A 20,496-nucleotide genomic window follows, 5' to 3' on the forward strand; every position below is an offset into this window, starting at 1 on the left:
CCAGCCCAAGTGATCCGCCAGATGCATCGGGGCATAGCCCGGCCAGGGGTGAAAGGCCACGGTCAGTCGCGGCTCGTCGCTGCAGCCAAGCAACCACGGCGCCGACGTTGCCGCGACCGCGAATCCGGCGCTCTGACGCAGCCAAGTTCGGCGGCGCATCCCTATTCCCCCGCCCACTAGCCCGTCATGACGCGGTTTTTGCCGGCGCGTTTGGCGCGATACATCGCCGCATCGGCACGGGCGATGGCGGCGTCCACCGGCTCATCGTGCTGCAGTTCGGTCACCCCCGCGCTAAAGGTGATCAGCACCTTTTGCTCGCCCTGCAAGAACAGGTGGGCACTCAGGTCGCGCTGCAGCCGTTGCACGACACCGGCGGCTTCATCGGTCGTGGTGTCGGGCAGGATGATGATGAATTCCTCTCCCCCGTAGCGGCCGATGGTGTCCTGTGGACGCAGACTGCGCCGGGCGACATCCGCCAGGTGTTTGAGCGCCGCATCGCCAGCCAAATGACCCAGCGTGTCATTGAGGCGTTTGAAGTCGTCGACGTCCAGCAGCGCGATGCATACCCGTGTGCCGGTGCGCTCGGCGCGGCGTGTTTCGCGGTCGATGGCGCTTTGCAGCCCCTTGCGGTTGAGCACCCCGGTCAGCAGATCGTGCGTGACCAGTTCGGCCATCTGGTCGAGCTCGGCGCGCAAGCGCTGGATTTCGGCCTCGGCGCGATCGGCGCGGTCCCGAAGGTCGGTCAGCTCGTCCACCACGCGCTGGGTGTCGGCCGCAAACGACCGCGCGGTCTGGATCGCCTCTTGCACGACTGGCGCCATATCGGCCAAGCTCTCGGCGCGCTCCAGCGCATGGGCGCACGCTTCGAATTTGGCATGGTACTGGCCGGTGCTGACGGTCGTTTGGGCCAGACGCTCCAGGAACGTGGTCAGCGTCTGGCGCATGAGCTCTTGCGCGCGCACGGTCTGCTCCCGGGCCTCGGCCTGCTTGACGATGACGTCTTTGAGCCGCGCTTGCAGGTCTTGCAGCCGCCCTTGCGTCAGCGGGGGCTCGGCGGCTTGCACCAGCGCCTGCATCTGCTGGCGCAGCCACGGATTGTCGGGGCTGATGGCGTCGATGTGCTCGAACACCAGGCGCAGCAAATCCAGCAGCGCCTGACGCACACCCAATTGATCATCGACGCCAAAGGACAGTCGGTAGGCGTAGTCGGCGAGCATGCGCCGCAACGTGGGCGTGTGGTGCTGCTCCAGCCGCAGATAGCGCACCAGCTCTTCGCCCATGTCGCGCAGACGGGTGTCGTCGGCGGCCACCAGCGGCAGCGCGATATCGATCACGCGCGCGGTCTGTTCGGCGATGTCGGGGGCGATTGGCACCGCCTCGGCCTGTGCGGTGGGGTCGGGCAAGGGGGCCGCGGGCGCATGGGTCACGGGCGCGGCCTCCACGGCGGCCGAGGGGGAGGGGTTGCCCGCATGCTGTGTGAGCAACTTCTCTAGATCGTCCCAGCTGTGGCGCGAGACGGCCTTATTGAACAACGCCTTGAAACGCACCTGGGCTGGCGTACGCTCCGGCAGCGCTTGGCCGATCTGGCGCAGCTGTGCCAGCGGGAAAGGCTGCAGCGGCCGAGTACCGGCTACCTCGTGATAGGCCGACTGGAAATTGTCCGGTGTGGGCGGCAGGCGTCGCGCCGCCAGCAGTTTGACGGCTTCGCGCGCGATTTCCTGGGGAGTGGAGGCGGGGCTACCCATGCCGCAAAGTATAGGTTGTGACCGCCCCCGAAGCCACGGGCGAGGCCTTGGCCTCGGTCAGCGCGGCTGCATCCGGATCGCGCCGTCTAGGCGGATCACCTCGCCGTTGAGCATATCGTTTTCCATGATGTGCTTGACGAGCTTGGCGTAGTCCTCGGGCCGGCCCAGGCGCGATGGGAAGGGCACCATGGCGGCCAGCGCATCCTGCACCTCCTGCGGCATGCCAAACAGCATGGGGGTGCCGAAGATGCCCGGAGCGATGGTCATGTGGCGGATACCCAGCTTGGCCAAGTCGCGTGCGATGGGCAGCGTCATGCCCACCACGCCGCCTTTAGAGGCGCTGTAGGCGGCTTGACCGATTTGCCCCTCGAAAGCGGCGACCGATGCGGTGGAGATGATGACGCCGCGCTCGCCGGTCGCTTCGGGCTCGTTGGCGCTCATGGCCTGCGCGGCCAGGCGGATCATGTTGAAGGTACCCACCAGGTTGACCTGGATGACCTTGGTGAACAGCGCCAGACTGTGCGGCCCGTTCTTGCCCACGGTTTTTTCGGCGGGAGCGATGCCGGCGCAATTGACCAGCCCAGCCAGCTTGCCCAACGCCACCGCCCGATCGATGGCAGCCTGGGCGTCGGCCTCCTGACTCACATCGCAGCGGACGTAGACGCCGCCGATGTCCCGGGCCACGGCCTCGCCGCGTTCGGCCTGCACGTCGGCGATGACCACGCGACCGCCATTCGCGGCCAGCATGCGCGCCGTGCCTTCGCCCAGGCCCGAGGCGCCGCCCGTCACCACATACACCTTGCCCGCAATTTCCATGGCCGCTCTCCTGCTTGATTGACGTTGACGTAAACGTCAATCATAGGCGAAAAAAACGCCCGCCAATGGGGCGGGCGGCAAGCACCATCGGGTGCACCACACCAGGAAAGGGTGTGGCGCCGCCATGGCGAGGCGGCGCCGGGATCATCGGTAGCCGGCTCGGTCCAACATTTGTTGCACCTTGGTCAGGTTTTTGGCGACGACGGCCAGTGGGATGTTTTCCGCCTTGAAACCCTCGCCCCCAATGGCCCGCAGCGCGGGATTGTCCAGCCGGATGCCGCGTGCCGCCGGAAACTCATTGTTGCCGTTGGCAAAATATTCCTGCGCCACAGGGGTAGATAAGAATTCCATGAACGCGATTGCCGCATCCAGATTCTTGGTGTGGCGCGCAACGGCAGCTCCGGCAATGTTGATGTGTGTGCCGGTGGTGGCCTGATTGGGGAACACCACTCGCACCCGCTCCATCACCTTGCGGTCGTCTGGTTTGTCGGACTTGAGCAGACGCGCCAGGTAGTAGCTGTTGGTCAGCGCCACCCCGCATTCGCCGCTGGCGACGGCGCGGATCTGGTCGGTGTCTCCGCCCTTAGGCGCGCGCGCCATGTTGGCCACCAGCCCATTGAGCCAGGCCTGCCCCTCCTGGTCGCCCAGTCGCTCGATCACGGTGGCAAACAGCGACAGGTTGTAGGGGTGCGAGCCGCTGCGCGTGCACAACAGCCCCTTGAGTTTAGGGTCTGCGAGTTGTTCGTAGGTGGCTACGTCCTCGGCCTTGACGCGCTGCGGGTCGTAGACGATGACACGCGCGCGGGTGGAAAAGCCCGTCCATGTCACCCCCTCGGGGGTCGGTGCAGCGCGCAGCTCCGGTGGGATGGCTGCGTCCAGCTTGGCGGATTGGATCGGGCGAAACAGCCCTTGGGCATCGGCAGCAGCCATGCGGGCCGCGTCTACCAGCAGGACCACGTCAGCCGGCGAGGCGGGGCCTTCGGCCCGCAAACGCGCGACAATCCCGGCGTCGTCGCTGTCCACCCGCTGGATCCGGATGCCCGTGGCCTTGGTAAAGGCTTCGTACATAAATTCGTCGCTCGGGTAATGGCGCGCCGAATAAAGGTTGAGTACCTTGTCTTGCGCGGAGGCGACGGCGGGCATCCACAACAGCGGCGCACTCAGCGTCAGGAGCGACAAGGCCCCTCGCATGACACGGCGGCGCGGCGGCGAGGCAAGCTTCGACATGGGCAGAACTCCGAATAAAAACTGGAATTGGTGAGGCAAACAGATGCGCAAGACCGTGCGCATCGTGGTAGCCATGATATCACAAACAAGAATCATTATCGTTATGTTTGACAGATCCAAATCGAGCCGTCTGCTGACTCCTCGTCCCGGCCTCGCTCGCCGCCGATGCCTAAGCGTTGGGGTAGCGGTGCTGGCGACTTGGGCGCTGTCGGGATGTGCCGTGCCGCCAGAGGCGCCACCGACCCCAACGGCGCCGCCAGCGACGCGTCCGCCCCGGGTGGGATTGGCGCTGGGCGGTGGGGCGGCGCGCGGCTTTGCCCACATCGGCGTCATCCAGGTGCTGGAGCGCGAAGGCGTGCGCCCCGATCTGGTGGTCGGCACGTCCGCCGGCAGTCTGGTGGCGGCGCTGTATGCCCACGGCCTGTCCGGTGCAGCGCTGCAGCGCGCGGCGCTGGAGATGGACGAGGCGACGATTGCGGACTGGACCGTGCCATTCTTCAACCGGGGGCTGTTGCGCGGCGAGGCGCTGGCGCGCTATGTCAACCGCATGGTCCGAGGGCGGTTGATCGAGGCCATGCCTTTGCCCCTGGGCATTCTGGCCACCGATCTGGCCACCGGGCAGCCGGTGCTGTTCCGCCGCGGGGACACGGGGACTGCGGTGCGGGCGTCCAGCGCGGTGCCGGGGGTGTTTTCGCCGGTGCCGATCGCAGGTCGGACCTATGTGGACGGCGGTCTGGTGGCGCCGGTGCCGGTCGAGCAGGCGCGCGAGATGGGCGCCGAGCTGGTGATTGCGGTGGACATCTCTAGCCCCGCCGAGCCGCTGAGCCAGACCGACCCGGTACGGGTGTTGCTGCAAACCTTCACGATCATGGGGCAGGTGATCAACCGCCACATACTCGGTCGCGCGGATGTGGTGATCCGCCCCCGGCTGGATGGCATCGGCAGCGCCGACTTCGCCTCGCGCGAGCGCAGCATCGCCGCAGGACGCGCCGCCATGCAGGCCGGCTTGCCGCGCTTGCGCGAGCAACTGCTGGCCCTGCGCCAGCCGCTGCTGGCTGGCCCACAGGCCGCGCGCTGATCGGCCCCGGCCGAAAAAAAACCCCGCCGAAGCGGGGCTGGTAAGGGTCCCTGAATCTGATTTCGAAGAGACCCGAGGAGACAACTCGTTACGAAGGGCCGCCCGTCAGTCCGCGGTGCGGCGCGCGCGGGCGGTGGTTTTGGGTGCCTGCGCAGCACCAGGCAGATTTTGCTGCGCCTGAGCCACCGCCTGGTGGAAATTGGCTTCAGCCAATTCCGCTGCTTGTTTGACGGCTTGTTGGACGGTTTCCATGGCCGAGGTGGCGGCGTGGACCATGTTGCGCATGGCGTCGACCGCGGCTTCGGTGCCGGCCGGGGCATTCTTGGCGACATTGTCCATCACCGCCATGGCCTTGTGCTGGACGTCGGCCGCGTTTTGCTCGGCCACCTGGGCAAAGGCGCTGCCCGTCGTGGCGGCGATGTCGTAGAGTTGGCGGCTGTAGGCGACCGTTTTTTCGGCCAGCGGCTGCAGCAAGGCGGCCTGGCGCTGAAGCAGTTCCTGCGCGTCTTTGGCCGACAGCAGGGCCTGCGTATTGTCCGCAGAGTCACGCAATGCCGCCTTGGTGGCCTGCAGGTTGAGTTCGACCAGCTTTTCTACGCCCTCGAACGCCTTGCGCGTCAGGCCAAAAAGCATCTCGACGTGGGCCTTGTGGGCGGCAGCCAGTTGTTCAGGGGTCAGCATGTCATCCTCCGCTGGTCAGGGTGGGTAATTTGTTGCACTGCAACATGCATCCGAATTATACGAGAGCCGCTAAATTTTGCAAGCCATGTTGCGCTGCAGCATTCGCTCTGGCCGGCAGGTTCGGCGCCGCGCTGGCACACTGCGCACCATGCAGGTGTTTTACGCGACCCAATTCGTGCTGCCGCTGCCGCCGGGCCACCGCTTCCCCATGGCCAAGTACGCCCTGTTGCGCGACGCCCTGGCCGACGAGCCGGACATTCGCTGGCAGCAGGCCGAGCCGGCCAGCGATGGCGAGCTGGCGCTGGCCCACACGCCGGCCTACATCGACGCGATCACCCACGGAACGCTCGCCCCGGCCCTGCAGCGCGAGATCGGCTTTCCCTGGAGCCCCGCGATGGCCGAGCGCGCGCGGCGCTCGGTCGGTGCCACCATCCAGGCCAGCCGGGTGGCGCTGGCCGGCGAGGGCGTGGCCGCCAACATCGCTGGGGGCACACACCATGCCTACGCCCACAAGGGGGGAGGGTTTTGCGTCTTCAACGATGCTGCGGTGGCCGCGCGCCTGATGCAGGCCGAATGGACCCGGCGCGGGGCGTCGGCGCGCGCCCGCCCGTTGCAGGTGGCGATCGTGGACCTCGATGTCCACCAGGGCAACGGGACGGCCAGCATCTTTCGAGATGACCCGTCGGTGTTCACCCTGTCGTTGCACGGGGCGCGCAATTTCCCCTTTCGCAAGGAGCCCAGTGACTGTGATGTGGAATTGCCCGACGGCTGTGGGGACGACGGGTATCTGCAGGCACTGGAGTGGGCGCTGGGCGAATTGGAGCGGCGCTTCGAGCCGGACTTCGTGATTTACTTGGCGGGTGCCGACCCCCACGAGGGCGATCGTCTGGGGCGGCTGCGCCTGAGCGACGATGGCATGGAGGCGCGCGATCGTCGTGTGTTCGACTGGGCGTGGCAGCGGCGCTTGCCTGTGGCCATGACCATGGCGGGCGGCTATGGCCGCGACATCGCCACCACCGTGCGCGTGCAGCGCACCACCTATGCGGTGGCGCTGTCGTACTGGCGACGTTGGCGGGCGGTGGCAGAATCGACAATCGAACCCTCGAGGAGACCGCCGCCGTGAGCCCCACCACCACACCCGAGTCCGTCGCCGACGCCGAGGCGGATCTGGATCCGCTGCGTGCCTGGGCCCAGCCCTTGGATGCGGCGCAGGTGGAAGCGGCCATCGTCGGCCGCCGCTCGGTGCGCGCCTTTTTGCCCCGGCCGGTGCCCCGGCCCTTGATCGAGCGGCTGCTGCGGGTGGCGGCGCGCGCCCCGTCGGGCACCAATACCCAACCCTGGAAGGTCTACGTCCTGCAGGGGCAGGCGCGCGAGGCGCTGGTGGACAAAGTATGCGCCGCCCACGACGCCATCCGCGCCAACCCGGCGCTGGCGGCGGAGTATCAGGAGGCCTACGACTACTACCCCAGCCAATGGGTGAGTCCGTACATCGACCGCCGGCGCGAGAACGGCTGGGGCCTGTACGGGCTGCTCGGCATCGGCAAGGGCGACAAGGACCGGATGCATGCCCAGCACCAGCGCAATTTCCGCTTCTTTGACGCGCCGGTGGGGTTGATGGTGACCATCGACCGCGTGATGGGGCGGGGATCGCTGTTGGATACGGGCATGTTCTTGCAAAACCTGATGGTCGCCGCGCGCGCGCATGGTCTGGATACCTGCCCGCAGGCGGCGTGGAACCACTATGCACGCATCATCCTGCCGCACATCGGCGCGTCCGAGCAGGAGATGCTGGTCTGCGGCCTGTCGCTCGGCTACGCCGACCCCGAGGCGACGGTCAACCGCTTCGTCACCCCGCGCGAGCCGATCGAGCGCTTCGTGACATGGCTGGAGTGACACGTTCGTTGCTTGGAGTGGACCATGCAGGATTGCGCTGTCCGTCGGCCGTCGGTCTTGGTGGCGCGCGCCGTGTTCCCCGAGGCGGTGCAGCGCCTGCGCGCGCACTTTGATGTCGAAGCCAACGAGGCCGACGAAGACTGGTCCGCCGACGAGCTGATGCGCCGCCTGCAGGGCAAGGCGGGGGTGTTGTTGACCGGCACGCAGCGCATCGATGATGCCCTGCTGCGCGCCTGCCCGACGCTGCGCATCGCGGCCAATATGACGGTGGGCCACAACAACTTCGACATCGCCGCCATGGACGCCCACGGCGTGGTCGGCACCAACACCCCCGACGTGCTGACCGAGACGACGGCCGACTTTGGCTTTGCGCTGCTGCTGGCGGCCGCGCGCCGGGTGACCGAGAGCGAACACTACCTGCGCGTCGGGGGCTGGACGCGTTGGTCCTACGACCTGTTCGCTGGGGCCGAGGTGCACGGCACCACGCTGGGCATCCTTGGCATGGGCCGCATCGGCCAGGCGATCGCCCGGCGCGGCGCGCACGGTTTTGGCATGCGGGTGTTCTACCACAACCGCAGTCGGCTCGATGCAGCCATCGAGGCCGACTGCCGCGCGACCTGGGTGGACAAGGACACGCTGCTGCGCGAATCGGACCACGTGGTGCTGGTGCTGCCCTACACGCCGCAAAACCACCATATCATCGGTGCGGCGGAACTGGCGCGCATGAAGCCCACCGCCGTGCTGGTCAACCTGGCGCGCGGTGGCATTGTGGACGATGCTGCGCTGGCCCAGGCTCTGCGCGACCGGCGCATCGCCGCCGCAGGGCTGGATGTGTTCGAGGGCGAGCCGGCCGTCCACCCGGGACTGCTGGAAGTGCCCAATGTGGTGCTCACACCCCATATCGCCAGCGCGACCCTGCGCACGCGCCGGGCCATGGTCGATTTGGCGGTGGACAACCTGATTGCCTACTTGACCGAGGGGCGTGCTTTGACACCCGTCAACCATCCCCGCCAGCCTCGCCCGTGAATGGGACAGCGGCGCGGGTCGGGGCGGGGTTGGCCGTGCAGGCATGCGGGCCGGCCCAGCGCGCGGGAACTCTCCCGCTGGTGCGGAATCCGTCGTTCGAGCACGGCACCGCGCAGGATCCTTGAGGAGGCGGGGCCTGGCGGATCGACAGCCACCCACCGACCATGGCCTACGCCCATCACACCCCGCACGCACCGGACGTCGGCCTCGGCCTCGCCGCGCGGGCGGCGTTTACCCTGTTGCCGGTGGCGGCACTGGCCTGGGTGTTGGGTTTGCTGAGCCACTACGATTTGCCGATCCAGGCCCGCTGGGCCTGGGTGCCGAGCGCGGGGATCGAACTGGCCTTCTACATCGACGGGTTGTCGGCACTGATGCTGCTGATGATCACGGGCGTGGGCGTGGCCGTGTTCGTCTATGCTGGCGGCTATCTGGCTGGTCACCCTCAGCAAGGGCGGCTGTATGGGCTGCTGTCTCTCTTCATGGCGGCGATGATCGGCTGTGTCACGGCCGACAATCTGATCACGCTGTTCGTGTTTTGGGAGCTGACCAGCCTGGTGTCGTTTTTGTTGGTCGGCTTCCACCACGAGGATGCGGCCAGCCGCAAGTCGGCACAGCAGGCCCTGCTGGTGACGGGAACCGGCGGTTTGGCGCTGCTCGCGGGTTTCATCCTGCTCGGCCAGGTGATGGGTACCACGAGCATCAGCACCATCGTCGCGCAACTGCCCCAGATGCCGGCATCCCCAGCGCTGACTGCGGCGCTGGTATTGATGCTGGTCGGCGCCTTCACCAAAAGCGCGCAGTTTCCATTTCATTTCTGGCTGCCCAACGCCATGTCGGCCCCGACGCCAGTGTCGGCCTACCTGCATTCGGCCACCATGGTGAAGTTGGGGGTCTATCTGCTGGCCCGTTTCGACCCGGGGTTCGGCGAATGGGCGTTGTGGGAGTGGGCGCTGAAGGCGGTCGGGTCGCTCACCGCGGCGTGGGGTATGGTGCTGGCGCTGCGAGAGCGTGACCTCAAGCGCATCTTGGCCTGGTCCACCGTGGCGACACTGGGGACGCTGGTGGCGCTGGTGGGCCTGCGCGGCGAGGGCGCCACGGTCGCCGTCGGGGCGATGTTGCTAGCACATGCGCTGTACAAAGCCCCCCTGTTCTTCGTGGCGGGCAACATCGACCATGGCACAGGCACGCGGGTCATCGACCGGCTGGGCAATCTGCGCCATGCCATGCCCTGGACGGCCGCTGCCGCGCTGTTGGCGGGCGCGTCTATGGCGGGTATGCCGATGTCGTTCGGCTACATCGCCAAGGACGCGATCCTGGCTGCTAAGGCGGGGGATGAGGTCTTTGCGTTCGCGCGGGCCGCCAACACCGTGTTTGGTGCCATCGCCGTGGCGGTAGCGGCGGTGGCCGCGATTCGGGTGTTCTGGCGCCACCCGGGCAGCAACGAAACACCTCAGGCCCACGAAGGGGGCTGGGCGCTGGTGCTGCCCCCGCTGGTCTTGGCGGGTCTGGGCATCGTCCTGGGTGTGTTCCCCTATGTGGTGCAGGGTTTGATCGCCGAGGCATCGGTTGCCATGACGCCGGGGACGGAAGCGGTCGTGGTTGCACTGGCGCTGGAAGTCGGGCCTTCGCTGCTGTCCTTGGCTGTGACCCTGGCGGTCGGCTTGATGGTGTTCTTTTTCTGGGATCCGTTGCACCGCCTGTTTGAGCGGGTGGCGCTGCGCGTCGGGCCCATCGGCATGGCGTCGCAATACGAGCGTGCCGTGCGGGCGATCCCCGCGGTGGCCGCTGCTGCGACCCGCTGGCTGCAGCACGGGCGCCTGCCCGGCTACGGGGTGACCATGCTCGCGGTGTCGACGGCCGTCCTGGGCGCCGTGCTGCTGGGGGGTGGGGCGGCCTGGGCGTGGCCGGCCTGGACACCGCCGGGCTGGGGCTTTGGCGGCGCGTGCGTGTTGATCGCCACGGGGGCGGTGCTGGCCCTGTTCCAGCGCGACCGGCTGGTGCTGCTGTTGGCGACGGGTTTGGTGGGTTTTGGCAGCGGCGTCGTGTTTTTGTTCGCCGGGGCGCCCGATGTGGCGTTCACGCAGTTCGTGGTGGAGTCCGTGTTCGTTATTGTCGCGGCGTCGGTGCTGATGAAGCTGCGCCAGCGTGGCTTTGGCCGTGGGCTGGATGCGCCGCAGCCACATGCGCTGCGTGCCGCTGTGGCGGTGGGTTTTGGGGCGGTGGTGGCGCTGTGGTTGCTGGTGAGTGTGGCGGTTCCGTTCGATGCCAGCTTGTCACAGTTTTTTGCGCAGCGCAGCGTGCCGGATGCGCAGGGCCGCAACGTCGTCAACGTGATTCTGGTGGACTTTCGTGCCCTCGATACTCTGGGCGAAATCTCGGTTGTGATGCTGTCGCTGTTGGCCGCGTGGCCGCTCTTGCGCGCGATCGGTGGCCCGCCTGGCCCGGTGTCACAGCGGGTGACCCACCCAGCCCGCGGAGGGACGGCACCATGAAAAAAAGCCGCTCGGTCATTCTCGAGGTCGTCTGCGGTCCTCTGTACGCCGTGATCGTGCTGGTGTCGCTGTGGGTGCTGCTGCGCGGGCACAACGAGCCGGGTGGCGGCTTCATTGGTGGGCTGGTCGCCGCGTCGGCGTCGGTGCTGTGGGCGGTGGCGCGCGGCAGTGAGGCCGCCCGCCGTCGCCTGCCATTGGGCTCGCCGCTGCGGCTGTCAGCGGCGGGCGTGGCCCTGGCGGGGCTGTCGGGCGTGCCCGCTTGGTGGCAAGGGCAAGCCTATCTGACGCATGGGTGGTGGGCGCTGGACTTGGGCGGCCTCGAGCTGCCGTTGTCCACCGTGCTGTGGTTCGATCTGGGCGTCTATCTGTGTGTATGGGGGGCGCTGGCCGGCTATGCGCTGGCGTTGCTCGCGCTGGGCGAGGCGATCGAGGCAGCGCAGGGAGACGAATCATGATTTGGATGTTGGCCATGACGGTGGGGACGACGGTCGCGGCTGGGGTTTTCCTGGCGCTGTCCCGCGATGTCTTTCGCGCAGTGATGGGGCTGGCGATCATGGGTAGCGCGATCAATCTGGCGCTGTTTGCAGCCGGGCGACTGGGGTCGACCGCCCCCGCGATCGTCGTGCCCGAAGAGACCGTGCTGCGCGATGCGGCCAATCCGCTGCCGCAGGCGCTGGTGCTGACGGCCATCGTGATCGGCTTTGCGCTGGTGTGCTTTTCGCTCGCGCTGGTGCTGCGCCTGATCCAGCGCCTCGGCACCGACGATGCCCTGGCGCTGCGGCTGGCCGAGCCCGCGCCGGCCGACGCGCTCAAGCCGCCCGTGGCAGATGCCGCGCATGAGCCAGCGTGGCCGCCCCGGGCCGATCCAGCGCCGGAGGGACGCAGATGAGCGCGCTGGCCGTCTCTCCGGTGCTGGTTCCGCTGGCCACGGTGGCCGCGACCACCCTGACCATGGGGCGACCGCGCCTGCAACGGTGGCTGGGCCACGCGGGGGCGTGGGCGCTGCTGGGCTGTGCGCTGGCACTGCTCGCACAGGCGGCGGCCGACCGCCCGGCACAGGCCGTCTTCGGCGGCTGGGGGGTGCCATTCGGCATCGAATTTTTGGTGGACCGCTTAAGCGCCGCCCTGGTGCTGATCACCGCGATCATGGGGGTGGCGTCGCTGGCGTTTCTGACCAGCGATTCGGACACGCGGCCGACCCACCCGCTGATGCTGCCGCTGCTGCACGGGGTGCTGGTCGGCGTCGGCGGCGCATTTGCCACGGCCGATCTGTTCAACCTGTATGTGTGGTTCGAGGTGATGCTGATCTGCGCGGTGGGGCTGTTTGCCATCGGCGGGCGCGCGGACCAGTTGGATGCGACCTTCAAGTATTTCGTCTTGAACCTGCTGGGCACGCTGTTGCTACTGATGGCTGTCGGCATGGTCTATGCGGTCAGCGGCCATCTCAATTACGGTGCCATTGCACACGCCTGGCCCCAGGTGGCGCCGTGGGCATCGGCGCTGGCCGTCACGGGTCTGTTGCTGGCGTTTTTGATCAAGGCGGGGGCTTTCCCCTGGTTTGCCTGGCTGCCGGCGTCGTATCACACGCTGCCGGCGCCGGTGTTGGCGCTGTTTGCGGGGCTGCTCACCAAAGTGGGGGTATATGCGGTGCTGCGCGCCTTGCGCGATGTATTTGTCCCCGTGCCGCAGTGGTTGTTCGAGGCCCTGGGCTGGGTGGCCGCAGCGACCATGTTGTTCGGGGTGCTGGGCGCGGCTTACCATTGGGACATGCGCCGCATCCTGGCGTTTCACATCGTCAGCCAGATCGGCTACATCCTGCTCGGGGTGGCCCTGGCCAGCTCGGCCGGGGATGCGGCAACGCTGTTCTATACCTTGCACCACATCGTGGTCAAGGCCAATCTGTTTCTGATCGTGGCCATGATCTGGCGCCTGAGCGGCAGCTACGACCTGCGCCAGATCGGCGGACTGTACCGCGCTCGTCCCCTGCTGGGGGTGTTGTTCCTGGTGCCGGCGCTGTCGCTGGTGGGCATTCCGCCGCTGTCGGGCTTCTGGGCCAAGCTGTGGGTGCTGCAGGAGGCTTTGTTGCAGGGGCGCATCATCTGGGCTGGGGTGGCGCTGCTGGTGAGCGTCCTGACCCTGTATTCGATGATGAAGATCTGGATGGAAGCGTTCTGGAAGGCCCATCCCCGCGCGGACTGGACCCCGCCCGCCGACGCCCGGCTGGCACCCGCATGGGCCGTGACCGGGGGGCTGGCGTTGATCACACTGGCGATCGGGCTACAGCCCGAGCATTTGTTGGCTTACAGTCTGGCGGCGGCGGACACGTTGGGGGGGCGCTGACATGGGTTGGTGGGTGCAACGCGCATGGGCGGCTGCAGTGCTGATCGCGCGGTTCTTGAGGGCGGTGGTGGTCTCGGGCGTGCAGACGGTGGCAGTGATCGCCCGTGCCAGCCTGGGGGACCGCCGGCCGCCGGCTGCGGCGTTTTTGCGGGTGCGGTTTGCCCCCATGAGCGCACAAGGCGCGGCCCTGCTGGGGTGCATGGTGACGCTCACCCCCGGCACGACCACCATCGACATCGACCTGGCGCGCTGCGAACTGCTGCTCCATGTGCTGGATGCGTCCGACACCGAGGCGGTGGTACAGGGTATCCGCCGGGACTTCGAGCCCGGGCTCGTGGCGCTGTTTGGCCGGGCCATGGACGCCCAGGGGAGGGCGCCATGAGCCCCGTGTTGTGGTGGTTGGTCGTGGCCGCGTGGCTGGCGATTGCGCTGGCCACCTGGCGCATGGTGCGTGGGCCGCGCCATGCCGACCGGATCGTGGCGCTGGATATTTTTCTGGCGGCGGCGGTCACGCTGTGCGTGGCGGCAGCGCTGGCCACGGCGCGCACGGTGTTTCTGGATGTGGCGATTGGGCTGGCGCTCGTCGGCTTCGTGGCCACGGTGGGTTGGGCCCGGCTCGTGGATCAAGGCGGTGAGGAGCAATGAGCGGGCTCGGGGCGTGGCTGTTGGGGGGTGGGGCGGTCCTGCTGGTGATCGCGGCCTGGGGCGTCTTCGCTTTGCCCGATGCCTTGACACGCCAGCATGCCGCCACCAAGGCGGGAACGCTGGCGGTGGCGTTGGTGTGTGGGGGCGCAGCGCTCGCGGCGGCCGAGCTATCTTGGATTTGGCGCCTGCTGCTGGTGATTGGCTTTTTGCTTGCGACGCTGCCCGTTGCCTCCAACCTGCTGGCGCGTGCTGCGGTGCGCGAAGCCGGACAGGAGGCCGACGCTGCACGCGCCCCGGTGGTCGGTGCCGATCCAGGGCCCGCGATACACGAGGCACGGCCCCCCGGCCGCAGCTGAGCGCTGCGCCGAAAAGGCCCCGGCGCACTTCCCTACAATCGGCGGTTTTCGACCCACCCCGCCCTGCGGCGGACCGGGCGCCGTGCGCGCCTGTCCTATGCCAGACCGATTGCCGTGCTGCTATTGATCGTCTTACTGCCCTTGCTCGTGGGCACCACTTTGACCGGGTGGCTGGGCGGCCGCTCGCGCCGCGGGACGGCGCTGGTCGCCGCGGCCGTGACCGGCTGCAGTCTGGTCTTGCTGGCCCTGCAGGCGCCGGCCGTTTGGAGCGGTGCAGGGGTGTATCAATTTCACCCCTGGGTCAATGACGTCGGGCTCAACATTGGCTTGCGGCTCGATGGCCTGTCGTTCCTGTTTGCGGGCCTGATCACGGTCATTGGGCTGTTGATCATTTTGTATGCGAGCTACTACCTGTCGGCTGAGGATTCAGCGGCCAAGTTCTATGCGGTGATGATGCTCTTCATGGCCGCGATGCTGGGCGTGGTGCTGTCGGACAATCTGCTGCTGCTGGTCGTCTTTTGGGAACTGACCAGTGTTTCGTCCTTTCTGTTGGTGGGATACTGGAGCCACCGGCCCGAGGCACGCAGCGGCGCCCGCCAAGCCCTGGCCGTGACCGGCGGCGGCGGGCTGGCGCTGCTGGCGGGTTTGTTGATGCTGGGCTGGATCGCCGGTACCTTCGAGCTGAGCGAAATGGCCGGCCGCGCAGCCGAGATCCAGGCCGACCCGCTGTTCGTGCCGGCGCTGCTGCTGATTCTGCTCGGAGCGTTCACCAAGAGCGCGCAGTTTCCGTTCCACTTCTGGCTGCCCGATGCCATGGCCGCGCCAACGCCGGTGTCGGCTTACCTGCACTCGGCCACGATGGTCAAGGCGGGCGTGTTCCTGCTGATGCGCATGTATCCGGTGCTCGGCGGCTCGGGCTGGTTCGAGGGTGTCGTCACCGCGGTGGGGTTGGCGACCTTGGTGTTTGCCGCCTTCATCGCCATCTTCAAGCACGACCTGAAGGGCTTGCTGGCCTACTCCACCGTCAGCCACCTGGGCTTGGTGACCTGTCTGGTCGGTTTGGGCTCGCCGCTGGCCGCTGTCGCTGCGGTGTTCCACGTCCTCAACCACGCCTCGTTCAAGGCGTCGCTGTTCATGGTGGCCGGCATCGTCGACCACGAGACGCATTCGCGCGATATGCGGCAGTTGGGCGGGCTGTGGGCGTTGATGCCCTGGACGGCGACGCTGTCGCTGGTCGCAGCGGCCTCCATGGCCGGGGTACCGCTGACCAACGGCTTTTTGTCCAAGGAAATGTTTTTTGCCGAAGCCGTCTCGGGCGCCGCAGCGGCGGGGGTGTGGCTGCCGGCGGCGGTGACGATCGCGGGTATTTGCAGCGTGGCCTATTCGCTGCGCTTCGTGCACGACACGTTTTTCAACGGTCCGCTGGGCGAGGTGCCCAACCGCCATCCCCATGAGCCGCCGTTGGGTATGAAGCTGCCGGTCATCCTGCTGGTGGTGGTCTGTCTGGCGGTTGGGGTGCTGCCGAGCGCGACTTTTGGGCCCCTGGTCCATGTGGCGGCGACGGCCATGGTCGGGCGCGCGTTGCCCGACTATCACCTGGCCATCTGGCATGGTGTCAACCTGCCGCTGCTGATGAGCGTCGTGGCGTTGGTGGGCGGCGGCCTGTTCTACGCCCGGCTGGCCCGGGGTCGGCGCCTGCACCGCATCCAATCCGAAGCCTGGTTTGGGCCACTGACCGGTCGGCAGATCTTCGAGGCTGCGGTCGATGCGACCTTTGCCTTGGCCGGGCGCGTGTCCGTGGCACTGGAAAACGGTTCTCTGCAGCGGTATGTGGCGTGGATGCTGGGGGCTGCCATCGTCGTAGCGGCGGTCCCGCTGATGGGGCAACACATCGGCACTGGCGCGCGCGCGCTGCTGCCGGCCAATCCGCTGGCTGTCGTGGTTTGGCTGCTGCTGGCAGCCACCTGCGTGGCGCTGGTGATGACGCACCACCAGCGCTTTCAGGCCGTCGTGCTCGTGGGGGTGGTGGGGCTGGTGACCTCGCTGGTGTTCGTGGGCTTGTCGGCGCCCGATCTGGCGCTGACGCAGTTGTCGGTGGAACTGGTCTCGACGGTGCTGCTGCTGATGGGCCTGGCGCTGCTGCCCCAGCACTCCCCGCACGAATCGTCGAGCAATCGCCGCTTGCGCGATGCCGCGCTGGCGCTCGCTGGGGGCGCCGGGATCGCCTGGATCGCGTGGGTGATGCTGACGCGCGACCACGCCTCGATCGCGTGGTATTTCCTCGAACAGTCGCTGCCCACGGGGGGCGGCGCCAACGTCGTGAATGTGATCCTGGTCGATTTCCGCGGTTACGACACCTTTGGCGAGATCACGGTGCTGGCCATTGCGGCGATCGGCGTGCTGGCGCTCATGGAAGGGATGCGCACCCACCGTCCGATCGTCGATGCGCAGGGACGCCGCTGGACTTTCGCCCAACATCCCCTGCTGCTGCGGGTGGCGGCGTCGGTCGTGCTGCCGGTGGCGTTGGTGGTGGCGATCTACATCTTCATGCGCGGCCACAACATGCCGGGTGGCGGCTTCATCGCCGGGCTGGTGACCGCTGTAGCCCTGGTGTTGCAGTACATGGCGATGGGCCAGGAGCGCGCCGAAGCGCTGCTGCGTGCGCAGGGCGGGCGGCGCTTCGTGCGCTGGATCGGCTCGGGCCTGACGATTGCGGGGCTGACAGGGGCCGGGGCTTTTGTGTTCGGGCGTCCCTTCCTCACCAGCGCGCATGGCCATCCGCAGGTGCCGCTGCTCGGTGAGCTGCCGCTGGCCAGCGCCGCTTTGTTCGATCTGGGGGTGTATGCGACGGTGGTGGGCGCCACGCTCTTGACTCTGTCGGTTCTGGGGGCGGCCAGCGCGGAGGCGCCCCTATCCACCCCGCCCCGCGGAGGACGTCACCCATGAGCATGGAGTTTCTCGTGGCCACGGGCATCGGTCTGGTGACCGCCTGCGGTATCTACCTGCTGCTGCGCGGACGGACCTTTGCGGTGGTGCTGGGTCTGTCGCTGCTCAGCTACGCGGTCAATGTGTTCATCTTCGTCATGGGGCGGCTGTGGACGGATGCGCATCCGATCCTAGGTGACCACAAGGCCGTGGCGGATCCGCTGCCCCAGGCGCTGGTGCTGACGGCGATCGTGATCGGCTTTGCCACCACCGGCTTCATCGTGGAACTCGCGCTGCGCAGTCACCACGAGACGGGCACCGACCATGTGGATGGCTGCGAGTCGGGCAGCCGCCACGCGGCGGGGCCGGGCGCGCATGGCGGAGGACCAGCCTGATGGAGGCGTTGCTGGGTTTTTGGGGGCAGCACGCCCCGGTACTGTCGGTGTTGCTGCCGTCGTTTACCGGGATGGCCCTGCTGCTGTTGGGCGATCACGATGGGATGTCCGCCCAAGGGGGCGGACACGAAGTCGGCCGAGCCCGTTGGCGGCGGCGTCTGAGCTTGGCGTCGGCGCTGCTGGGCTTGGCTCTGGCCGTGGCCCTGGTGGGCCGGGCGAGCGGGGGCGAGCTGACCGTGTACGAACTGGGCGAGTGGCCAGCGCCGTTTGGCATCGTGCTGGTGCTCGACCGCCTGTCGGCGCTGATGGTGTTGCTGACCTACCTGGTGGCGGTTCCGGTGCTGTGGTATGCCTGCGGGGGTTGGGACACGCGCGGTCGGCATTTCCACGCCATCCTCCATTTTCAGCTCATGGGGCTCAGTGGGGCGTTCCTCACCGGCGACCTGTTCAACCTGTTCGTCTTTTTCGAGGTGCTGCTGATCGCGTCGTATGTGCTGATGCTGCACGGCCTGGGGCGCGAGCGCTTGCGCATGGGGGTGCACTATGTGGTGCTCAACCTGACGGCATCGGCGCTGTTTCTGATCGGGCTGGCCATGTTCTACTCGGTGACCGGCACGCTCAACATGGCCGACGCCGCCCTGCACGTGGCACGGTTGGACGGCGCGTCGCTGCGGCTGGCGCAGTCGGCGGCGCTCATTTTGCTGGTGGTGTTTGGCCTGAAGGCGGCGCTGGTGCCACTGTACTTCTGGCTGCCGGGGACTTACGCCGCAGCCAGCGCCCCCGTGGCCGCGTTGTTTGCGATCATGACCAAGGTGGGCGTCTACAGCATCGTGCGCGTCCATTGGGTGATTTTTGGGATCGATGCGGGCGCGGCGTCGCTGACGGTGCAACCCTGGCTGTTGCCCGTGTCGCTGCTGACCAGTGTCTTTGGGGTGTTGGGTGTGCTGGCAGCACACACCCTGGCGCGGCTGGTCGCGTACCTGACCGTATCTTCGGTGGGCACGATCGTCACAGGCGTGGCCCTGTTCACGCCCGAGACATTGTCTGCGGCGATGTACTACCTGCTGCACAGCACCGTTGTCATTGCCGGGCTGTTTTTGTTCGTGGAACTGGCCGCGGCCCAGCGTGGGGCCATGCACGACCGTCTGCAGCCGGCCCCCGCGGTGCGCGAGCCCGTGCTGCTTGGTGTCATGATGCTGTTTGGCGCGGCGTCGGCAGCGGGGCTGCCACCGCTGCCTGGTTTTTTGGGCAAAGTGATGTTGTTGCAAAGCACGGCGGGACTGCCCGCGCAGCCTTGGGTGTGGAGCGTGCTGATCGGGGTGGGCTTTCTGACCCTGTTGGGGCTGGCCCGCGCCGGTGTCGTCATGTTCTGGCATGTGCAGCCTGCCGTGGCACCGCAGGCGTCGGGCACCAGTGTTCGCTTGCTGGCCGCCCCGTGGGCCTTCATGGCCGTGACCGTGGCCATGGCCATCTGGGCCGCGCCTATCAAGGATTACACCGACGCTCTGGCCCAGCAGTTGACCGACAAGGCCCGCTATGCCAGCGCCGTCCTGGCCCGCCAGGGCGGCGCAGGCGTGCCCACCACGCGACCCTACGACGGCCGCCGCCCAGCCGCGCCAAGCAGCCCGGCGGAGCCGCCGACCGATGCACAGGAGAGCCGGCCATGAGCGCCATCCCCCGTGAGCCGACCCGCCCCGGCATGCCGCCCACCGGCTGGCGGGTGCTCTTTCCCCATCCGGTGCTGTCGCTGCAGCTTGGTGTGACATGGTTGATGCTGTCGCACAGCCTGACGCTCGTGCATGGGTTGTCGGCGCTGGCGCTTGCCTGGGCCGTACCGCGCCTGCTCGCCCCCTTTCTGGGCGATGCGAGCCGCCTGCACTGGCCGACGGTGGTGCGCCTGCTGCTGGTGGTGTTGTGGGACATCGTCGTTGCCAATATCACGGTGGCGCGGCTGACGCTCGGGTCGATGCAGCGGCCGCGCCCCGCGTGGTTGCGCGTGCCTTTGGCCACCGACCATCCGCGCGTCAATGCGCTGTTGGCCAGCATCATCACCACCACACCGGGGACGGTATCCATGACCATCGACGAAGCCCGGCGCGAAATCCTGGTCCACGCCCTCAATTGCGAGGACCCGCAGGCGATGGTGGCCGACATGAAGGCCCGCTATGAGGCCCCGCTGATGCGGATCTTTCGGGTCGAACTCGACAGCCTGCACGGTGTGCGGACGGGGGGGCAGGCATGAGCAGTCCATTGCTTCTGTGGGCACTCAACATTGGCATCGTTGTGGTGGCGCTGTCGGTACTGCTGTGCGGTTGGCGCCTGCTGCGCGGCCCGGAGTTACCCGACCGTATCTTGGCGCTCGACACCCTCTACATGGGGATGGTGGCCTTGATCATCCTGCTCAACATGCGCTTGGACACCGAACTGCTGTTCGAGGCAGCCCTGATCGTGGCCATGCTGGGCTTCGTTTCGACCGTGGCGCTGGCCCGCTATGTCACCCGTGGTGACGTGATCGAGTAAGAAGGGGGCGAATGTGAGCGTCGTACTGGAAAACCTGGCTGCAGTGCTGATCTTGGTCGCGTCGTTTTTTCTGCTCGTCGGGGCGATCGGGTTGATCCGTTTCCCCGACTTTTATATGCGGTTGCATGCGCCGACCAAGGCCTCAACCTTGGGGGTCGGGGGGGTGCTGATCGCGTCGATGCTGGTGGCATTGGCTCATGGCCGGCCCGGCATCGCAGAACTGTTGATCACGCTGTTTGTGTTCGTGACGGCACCGGTGTCCGCCAGCCTGATGGGGCAGGCGGCGCTGCACCTGCGCTTGGCGTCCAAAGCGCCGGTTCCGCGCGACGCCGTGCCGGAACGCCGCGCGGCAGACCG

Annotated in this window: 21 protein-coding genes; 17 read left to right on the forward strand and 4 right to left on the reverse strand. The window is 67.4% G+C overall.

Annotated features, from left to right (window positions below):
- Positions 1-176: 176 nt before the first annotated feature.
- The 3 genes from P3W97_RS00595 to P3W97_RS00605 form a co-directional block, all read right to left on the reverse strand.
- A complete protein-coding gene (locus P3W97_RS00595; protein ID WP_300843040.1) occupies positions 177-1,745 on the reverse strand; it encodes a diguanylate cyclase in 1,569 nt (522 codons plus the stop codon).
- 57 nt (positions 1,746-1,802) lie between these two features.
- Positions 1,803-2,561 carry a 3-hydroxyacyl-CoA dehydrogenase gene (locus tag P3W97_RS00600; RefSeq protein ID WP_300843041.1) on the reverse strand — a complete coding sequence of 253 codons (759 nt, stop codon included), beginning with the start codon at positions 2,559-2,561 and terminating at the stop codon, positions 1,803-1,805.
- A gap of 144 nt (positions 2,562-2,705) precedes the next feature.
- Positions 2,706-3,704 carry an extracellular solute-binding protein gene (locus P3W97_RS00605; RefSeq protein ID WP_300843057.1) on the reverse strand — a complete coding sequence of 333 codons (999 nt, stop codon included), beginning with the start codon at positions 3,702-3,704 and terminating at the stop codon, positions 2,706-2,708.
- 289 nt (positions 3,705-3,993) lie between these two features.
- On the opposite strand from P3W97_RS00605, the gene P3W97_RS00610 reads away from it, so the two are divergent.
- Positions 3,994-4,866: a patatin-like phospholipase family protein gene (locus tag P3W97_RS00610; RefSeq protein WP_300843058.1), complete on the forward strand. Its 873-nt coding sequence runs from the start codon at positions 3,994-3,996 to the stop codon at positions 4,864-4,866.
- Between the two features lie 105 nt (positions 4,867-4,971).
- On the opposite strand, the gene phaP is transcribed toward P3W97_RS00610, so the two are convergent.
- Complete coding sequence (gene phaP, locus P3W97_RS00615; RefSeq protein ID WP_300843042.1) at positions 4,972-5,547, reverse strand: TIGR01841 family phasin; 576 nt, start codon at positions 5,545-5,547, stop codon at positions 4,972-4,974.
- A 148-nt stretch (positions 5,548-5,695) separates the two neighbouring features.
- Between phaP and P3W97_RS00620 the strand changes: the two genes are divergently transcribed.
- The 16 genes from P3W97_RS00620 to P3W97_RS00695 all read left to right on the forward strand — a co-directional run.
- The gene (locus tag P3W97_RS00620) at positions 5,696-6,670 is read left to right on the forward strand and encodes a histone deacetylase (protein ID WP_300843043.1); all 975 of its coding nucleotides are present in this window, start codon (positions 5,696-5,698) and stop codon (positions 6,668-6,670) included.
- Positions 6,671-6,714: 44 nt separating this feature from the next.
- Positions 6,715-7,440 (forward strand): nitroreductase, encoded by a 726-nt coding sequence (locus P3W97_RS00625; protein WP_300843059.1) that lies wholly within the window; start codon positions 6,715-6,717, stop codon positions 7,438-7,440.
- A gap of 24 nt (positions 7,441-7,464) precedes the next feature.
- Positions 7,465-8,466, forward strand: coding sequence for a D-glycerate dehydrogenase (locus tag P3W97_RS00630; RefSeq protein WP_300843044.1), 1,002 nt, complete (start codon positions 7,465-7,467; stop codon positions 8,464-8,466).
- 164 nt (positions 8,467-8,630) lie between these two features.
- Complete coding sequence (gene mbhE, locus P3W97_RS00635; protein WP_300843045.1) at positions 8,631-10,958, forward strand: hydrogen gas-evolving membrane-bound hydrogenase subunit E; 2,328 nt, start codon at positions 8,631-8,633, stop codon at positions 10,956-10,958.
- Positions 10,955-11,413 (forward strand): MnhB domain-containing protein, encoded by a 459-nt coding sequence (locus P3W97_RS00640; RefSeq protein WP_300843046.1) that lies wholly within the window; start codon positions 10,955-10,957, stop codon positions 11,411-11,413. Before mbhE ends, P3W97_RS00640 begins: the two co-directional genes overlap by 4 nt.
- On the forward strand, positions 11,410-11,847 hold the full coding sequence (locus tag P3W97_RS00645; protein ID WP_300843047.1) for a sodium:proton antiporter: 438 nt from the start codon (positions 11,410-11,412) through the stop codon (positions 11,845-11,847). The genes P3W97_RS00640 and P3W97_RS00645 overlap by 4 nt, the downstream gene beginning before the upstream one ends.
- Positions 11,844-13,298 (forward strand): proton-conducting transporter membrane subunit, encoded by a 1,455-nt coding sequence (locus P3W97_RS00650; protein ID WP_300843048.1) that lies wholly within the window; start codon positions 11,844-11,846, stop codon positions 13,296-13,298. Before P3W97_RS00645 ends, P3W97_RS00650 begins: the two co-directional genes overlap by 4 nt.
- Positions 13,299-13,311: 13 nt before the next feature.
- Positions 13,312-13,680, forward strand: coding sequence for a Na+/H+ antiporter subunit E (locus P3W97_RS00655; RefSeq protein ID WP_300843049.1), 369 nt, complete (start codon positions 13,312-13,314; stop codon positions 13,678-13,680).
- Positions 13,677-13,943: a monovalent cation/H+ antiporter complex subunit F gene (locus P3W97_RS00660; protein ID WP_300843050.1), complete on the forward strand. Its 267-nt coding sequence runs from the start codon at positions 13,677-13,679 to the stop codon at positions 13,941-13,943. Before P3W97_RS00655 ends, P3W97_RS00660 begins: the two co-directional genes overlap by 4 nt.
- Entirely contained in the window at positions 13,940-14,299 is a 360-nt protein-coding gene (locus P3W97_RS00665) for a monovalent cation/H(+) antiporter subunit G (RefSeq protein ID WP_300843051.1), read from the forward strand. Before P3W97_RS00660 ends, P3W97_RS00665 begins: the two co-directional genes overlap by 4 nt.
- A 114-nt stretch (positions 14,300-14,413) precedes the next feature.
- Positions 14,414-17,245: a monovalent cation/H+ antiporter subunit A gene (locus P3W97_RS00670; RefSeq protein WP_300843052.1), complete on the forward strand. Its 2,832-nt coding sequence runs from the start codon at positions 14,414-14,416 to the stop codon at positions 17,243-17,245.
- A 2-nt stretch (positions 17,246-17,247) separates the two neighbouring features.
- Positions 17,248-17,619 (forward strand): Na+/H+ antiporter subunit C, encoded by a 372-nt coding sequence (locus P3W97_RS00675; protein WP_300843060.1) that lies wholly within the window; start codon positions 17,248-17,250, stop codon positions 17,617-17,619.
- Positions 17,619-19,286: a monovalent cation/H+ antiporter subunit D gene (locus tag P3W97_RS00680; protein WP_300843053.1), complete on the forward strand. Its 1,668-nt coding sequence runs from the start codon at positions 17,619-17,621 to the stop codon at positions 19,284-19,286. Before P3W97_RS00675 ends, P3W97_RS00680 begins: the two co-directional genes overlap by 1 nt.
- A complete protein-coding gene (locus tag P3W97_RS00685; protein ID WP_300843054.1) occupies positions 19,283-19,861 on the forward strand; it encodes a Na+/H+ antiporter subunit E in 579 nt (192 codons plus the stop codon). The genes P3W97_RS00680 and P3W97_RS00685 overlap by 4 nt, the downstream gene beginning before the upstream one ends.
- Positions 19,858-20,139 carry a K+/H+ antiporter subunit F gene (locus P3W97_RS00690; RefSeq protein WP_300843055.1) on the forward strand — a complete coding sequence of 94 codons (282 nt, stop codon included), beginning with the start codon at positions 19,858-19,860 and terminating at the stop codon, positions 20,137-20,139. Before P3W97_RS00685 ends, P3W97_RS00690 begins: the two co-directional genes overlap by 4 nt.
- Positions 20,140-20,152: 13 nt before the next feature.
- A partial coding sequence (locus tag P3W97_RS00695) for a Na+/H+ antiporter subunit G (protein ID WP_300843056.1) occupies positions 20,153-20,496 on the forward strand: 344 nt, incomplete at its 3' end.

It is taken from the genome of Tepidimonas sp. (assembly GCF_029335975.1).
Classification (GTDB): Bacteria; Pseudomonadota; Gammaproteobacteria; order Burkholderiales; family Burkholderiaceae_C; genus Tepidimonas.